This is a genomic window from Streptomyces sp. ATLC9 (assembly GCF_057196705.1).
The window spans coordinates 1-524 of sequence record NZ_JBXUOY010000577.1 but is presented as its reverse complement, the minus strand read 5'-3'; the positions used below and the strand labels follow the sequence as shown (position 1 = coordinate 524).

Genomic DNA, 524 nt, shown 5'->3' with positions numbered 1-524 from the left:
TACTCCAGTGCGGTTTCGTGATCTATCCAGCGGGTTCGTCGACGGATCGTCGTCGGTAGTGGCTGTGTCGGGCTGTTGCCTGGTGGCGTCTGCGCCAGATTGACCAGTGCAGCAGCTTGGCGGCTGTCGCGGTCGGCGGGCCGAGGACGGCGGTGAACAGGTGGCGGATCTCCGGGACGGTCAAGGAGATCGGTTCGCTGTCGTGGGCTGGGTGGTGCGCACAGGTGGAGCGTTTCGGTGCCGTGTCGGCGGCGATGGCGGTCAGGAAGGCCAGGGCGAGCATGGCGAGCGTGATGTGGCGGTGCCATGAAGTCCAGTTGCGAACCTGGTAATGGTCGAGTCCGACCTGGCCCTTGGCGGTCTGGAAGCACTCCTCGACACTCCAGCGGACACCGGCGACGCGGACCAGCTCCGCAAAGGTGACCGCGGCGGGTGACCAGCACAGGTAGAAGGCGAGTTCGCCGGTGGTGCGGTTGCGGCGGATGAGCAGGTGGCGGTGGCCGTCAGTGCCGATGTGGGTCCAG

General features: G+C 66.6%; 1 pseudogene. It reads right to left on the bottom strand.

What is annotated here, in order from left to right:
- Positions 1-22: 22 nt before the first annotated feature.
- Positions 23-524: pseudogene (locus tag AC2CJA_RS27145) on the bottom strand (IS701 family transposase); the annotation flags it as partial.